Genomic DNA, 4,911 nt, shown 5'->3' with positions numbered 1-4,911 from the left:
AGCTTGGGCAGGTACTTCCTGCGCTGTTCGTCCGAGCCATAGGCGTAGATCGGGTACATCACCAGCGACGACTGCACTGACATCATCGAGCGATAACCCGAGTCGACACGTTCGACTTCCCGCGCGACCAGCCCATAGGTGACGTAGTTCGCGCCAAGCCCGCCGAATTCCTCGGGGATGTTGATGCCGAGCAGGCCGGCCTCGCCCATTTCGCGGAAGATCGCGGCATCGAAAGTTTCGTTGAGGTAGGCGTCCTCGATCCGCGGCGCCAGTCTGTCGGCGGCGAAGGCGGCCGCGCCGTCGCGCACCATGCGCTCGTCTTCCGAAAGCTGGCCCTCGATCAGGAACGGATCTTCCCAGACGAATGCGTTCTTGTCGGCGGCCATCGCGTTTCTCCCAAACCAATGCATGTCGCTCAAAACGATGACATGCATGAAGCAAAATGTTGGCCCGTTCTATCGGCCTGCGCCTCGAAAAAATCAAACGAAATTGATTCACCGATCAATGAGCTCTAGGAATGGGTCATGAGTGTCCAACGCCGCCTTTTGCCCAACATAAGCGCCCTTGCCGCCTTCGAGGCTGTGGCCCGGCTGGGCAGTTTCACCGCTGCCGCCCAGGAGCTCGATTTGACCCAGGGCGCAGTCAGCCGGCAGATCAGATCGCTTGAAGACCAATTCGGCCGCCGGCTGTTCGAACGCGACAGCCGCAATGTCAGGCTGTCGACATCGGGCGAAATCTACGCCGAGGCGGTGCGTTCGGCACTTGGCCAGTTGCGTGACGCAGCCCTTGGATTGATGAGCAATCGGCATAGCGGCATCCTGAACCTTGCCATTCTGCCGACCTTCGGCACGCGCTGGCTGATGCCGATGATCCCCGATTTCGTCGAAAGCAATCCCGATATCACCATCAATTTCGTCACTCGCGTCGGCCGCTTCGACTTTGCCAGGGAGAGGCTGGATGCCGCCATCCACTATGGCCTGCCGGACTGGCCTGAGGCCGACTCGACACTGTTGGTGCGCGAAACCGTGGCGCCGGTCGTGTCGCCCGAATTCCTCGCCGGCCGCGCCATCGCCTCACCGGCCGATATCGGCCGCCTGCCGCTGCTGCACATGGCGACGCGTCCTGGCGCCTGGACCGAATGGTTCGAGCATCAGGGCCTGAGCGCGCCGACCGGGCCCGGCATGCAGTTCGAGCAGTTCGGCACCGCCGCCCAGGCCTGCATGGCGGGGCTCGGCGTGGCGCTGCTGCCGCTGATCCTCATTGCAGGTGAATTGCAGCGCGGCCAGCTGGTGCCGGCGCCAGGCCGGCCCATGCAAAGCCGCAGCGCCTACTATCTCGTCGTCCCACACGACAAGCGAGGCCATCCGCCAGTCGCCAGTTTTCGCGACTGGCTGCTGGGCCAGGTCGAGAAGGAGCCGGCCGTTCTGGCGTGGTAGCTACTTCCGCTTCAGCGCATCCGCCAAGGCAGCACCGAATGCGCCTTGCTGTGCCGGCCGCTCCGGCTGGCGTTGCTGCGGTGCCGGCGAACGTGGTGCCGGCCTGCCGCCACCATTGTCGCGTGGCCCGCCACGCGGTGCGCCACCCTCGCCGCCATCCTTGCGCATGGAAAGCGCGATGCGCTTGCGCTTGATGTCGACGTCGACGACCCGCACCTTGACCACATCGCCGGCCTTGACCACCTCATGCGCGTCCTTGATGAACCGGTCGGCCAGTTGCGAGACATGCACCAGCCCGTCCTGATGCACTCCGATATCGACAAAGGCGCCGAAGGCGGCCACATTGGTGACCGTGCCTTCGAGCAGCATGCCGGGCTTCAGATCCTTGATGTCGTCGATGCCGTCGGCGAAGGTCGCCGTCTTGAAGCCCGGGCGCGGGTCGCGGCCCGGTTTTTCCAGCTCCGCCAGGATGTCGCGCACCGTCGGCAGGCCGAAACGCTCGTCGACGAAGACGCGCGGGTCGAGTGCCTTCAGCGCGGCACTATCGCCCATCAACGACCGCACATCGCGCCCGCAGGCGGCGACGATCTTCTTCGCCACGCCGTAAGCTTCCGGATGCACAGAGGAGGCATCGAGCGGTTCGCTGCCATTGGCGATGCGCAGGAAACCGGCGGATTGTTCGAAGGCCCGAGGTCCGAGCCGCGGCACCTTGAGCAGATCTTTCCGGCTGGCGAAGGGCCCGGTCGCATCGCGATGGGCGACGATCGCGTCGGCCAGAGACGCGCCGAGACCTGAAACGCGCGCCAGCAGTGGCGCCGAGGCGGTGTTGAGATCGACGCCGACGGCGTTGACCGCGTCTTCCACCACCGCCTCCAACGAGCGGCCGAGACGGTACTGGTCGACATCGTGCTGGTACTGGCCGACGCCGATCGATTTGGGCTCGATCTTGACCAGTTCTGCCAGCGGATCCTGCAGCCGCCGGGCAATCGAGACGGCACCGCGCAACGACACGTCGAGGCCGGGGAATTCCGCCGCCGCCGTCGCCGATGCCGAATAGACCGAGGCGCCGGCCTCGCTGACGATCACCTTCAGGGGCTTCGGACCACCATCCGCCGGCATGTCGGACAGCATGTCGGCGACCAGCTTTTCCGTCTCGCGGCTGCCGGTGCCGTTGCCGATCGAAATCAGCTCGACCTTGTGCAGCCGGATGAGCTTGGCGAGCTCCGCCTGCGTGCCGCGCACATCATTCCTGGGCGGGAACGGGTAGACGGTCGTCGTGGTCAGCACCTTGCCAGTGCCGTCGACCACCGCCACCTTGACGCCGGTGCGGATGCCGGGGTCGAGCCCCATAGTGGCGCGCGAACCGGCGGGCGCCGCCAGCAGCAAATCCTTGAGGTTACGGGCGAACACATGGATCGCCTCTTCCTCGGCCCGCTCGCGCAGGTCGCGCATCAAATCGAGAGTCAGGTGCAGCGACAGTTTTATCCGCCAGGTCCAGCCCGCCACCTCCATCAGCCAGCGGTCACCCGGCAGGCTGCCTCCGATGGCATAGGCATTGGCGATCATCCGCTCGACCGGCTTCACCGGCGACGTATCATCGGCATCGACCTCGATGTCGAGCGAAAGCACCTCCTCGTTGCGGCCACGCAGCATCGCCAGCGCGCGATGGCTCGGCACATTTGCCCAGCGCTCGACATGGTCGAAATAGTCGGAGAATTTCGCACCGGCTTCCTGCTTGCCGTCGACCACCCTGGCGCGCATGAAGGCGCGCTCCTTCATGTAGCTGCGCAATTTTCCGACCAGATCGGCATTCTCGGCGAATTGTTCCGACAGGATGTCGCGCGCCCCTTCGAGCGCTGCCTTGGTATCGGCCACCTCTTCGCTGACATAGGCCAGTGCCAGTTCGGCAGGCACCAATGAGCGGTTCGCCAAGATGGCTTCGGCCAGCGGCCCCAGCCCGCGCTCCCTGGCGATCTCGGCCTTGGTCCGGCGCTTGGGCTTGTAGGGCAGGTAGATGTCCTCAAGTTCCGCCTTGGTGCTGGCGGCGACGATCTTGCCTTCAAGCTCCTCGGTCAGCTTGCCCTGTTCGCGGATCGAGCCAAGGATGCTGTCGCGGCGCGCATCGAGCTCACGCAGATAGGCAAGGCGTTCGGCAAGATCGCGCAATTGCGTGTCGTCGAGCCCGCCGGTGACTTCCTTGCGGTAGCGCGCCACGAACGGCACTGTCGCGCCCTCATCGAGCAGTTCAATCGCCGCGGCCGCCTGTTCGGGCCGCGCGCTGATCTCGGCCGCGATGATGGCTGCAATGCGCTTGATGTCGGATGCCATGTCGTACCTGCTCTCGTCCAAAGAGCGGCGACCATAGGCGCAGACGTCCGGTCCGCCAACCGCCGCGTTTCCATGAGCCCGGCGGGTCCACAGGAAAGCGCGCGCTAATGTGGCGGCCAAGCGAGGATCAGACCATCCGGCTCAGCGCCTCGAAGAAGGCGACGATCTCGACATCGAGCGGATCGTCGACCGGCTCGGGCTGCGACGACATCTTGGCGATCACCACTTTGGTCCTGGGATCGACATACAGCCACTGGCCATGAATGCCGATGCCGCAATAGGCGCCGTTCGGCAAGCCCGTCTGGTACCATTTGTTGCGATAGCGGCCCTTCGGGAACAGCGGCTGCATCGCGCCGCGCTGCCAAGCGTCGGAACTGCCGCCGCTAGCAACCGTATCGCGCACCCAGGCTTCCGGCACGATGCGGCGGCCATTGGCCACCCCGCCTTGCCGCATCATCTCGCCAACACGCGCCAGGTCGCGCGGCGTCACCGAAATACCGCCGGCCGTGCGCGCCGTGCCTTCCATGTCGACGCCGATCGAGGCTTCGCCGACAGCGCCGAGCGGCAGCCACAGCTTCTCGCGCATCAGGTCGGTGAACCGCTGGCCCGACGCGCGCTCGAGCAGCAGTCCGAGCAGGTCGGAATTCGGCGAGCGGTAGCGGAAGGTCTGGCCATGCGGCTCTGCAAGGCGTTGCAAGGTCAAAATGAATTCGCGCAGGCTCTCCGTGCCGCCGCCCGGATTCCACAGCGTGGCGCGACGATAGCGGGCGAAAGCGCTCTCCGGATCGAGATAGGCTTCCTCGAAATCGAGGCTGACGCTCATGTCGAGCACATGCCGCACGCTCGCATCGCCATAGGCCGAGCCGGCGGCTTCAGGGATGTAGGCCGTCACCGGCGCTTCCGGGTCGAATACGCCCTCGCCTTCCAGAATGCCGGCAATGATGGCGGTCAGCGACTTGCTGATCGAAAAGATGATGTGGCGGGCGCCGAAATCCATATGCGGGGCGAACCAGTCGCCGACGATCTTGCCGTCTTTCATCACCGTCAGTGCGTCGGTGCTCGAACGCGCGAGAAATTCAGCCACTGTCTCCGATGTGCCGGCGATCGCGACCTTTTCGCCGAGCAGGCCGCCCATATCGCGCACGGG

General features: G+C 65.0%; 4 protein-coding genes. 1 reads left to right on the top strand and 3 read right to left on the bottom strand.

The window, feature by feature from the left end; all coding sequences use genetic code 11:
* The coding region (locus EN964_RS24280; RefSeq protein ID WP_206528753.1) for an acyl-CoA dehydrogenase family protein at positions 1–386 on the bottom strand (386 nt) is incomplete at its 3' end.
* Between the two features lie 138 nt (positions 387–524).
* On the opposite strand from EN964_RS24280, the gene EN964_RS24275 reads away from it, so the two are divergent.
* The gene (locus EN964_RS24275; protein WP_127268850.1) at positions 525–1,436 is read left to right on the top strand and encodes a LysR family transcriptional regulator; all 912 of its coding nucleotides are present in this window, start codon (positions 525–527) and stop codon (positions 1,434–1,436) included.
* Here EN964_RS24275 and EN964_RS24270 read toward each other — a convergent pair whose 3' ends face one another.
* The gene (locus tag EN964_RS24270) at positions 1,437–3,764 is read right to left on the bottom strand and encodes a Tex family protein (protein ID WP_127271550.1); all 2,328 of its coding nucleotides are present in this window, start codon (positions 3,762–3,764) and stop codon (positions 1,437–1,439) included. It abuts the gene before it with no gap.
* A 127-nt stretch (positions 3,765–3,891) separates the two neighbouring features.
* On the bottom strand, positions 3,892–4,911 hold a 1,020-nt coding region (locus EN964_RS24265), incomplete at its 5' end, for a serine hydrolase (protein ID WP_164775965.1).

The sequence above is a fragment of the Mesorhizobium sp. M7A.F.Ca.CA.001.10.2.1 genome (genome assembly GCF_003998575.1).
In the GTDB taxonomy this organism is placed as follows: Bacteria; Pseudomonadota; Alphaproteobacteria; order Rhizobiales; family Rhizobiaceae; genus Mesorhizobium.
The sequence above is the reverse complement of the archived record's forward strand: the minus strand, read 5'-3'. Positions and strand labels throughout refer to the sequence as shown.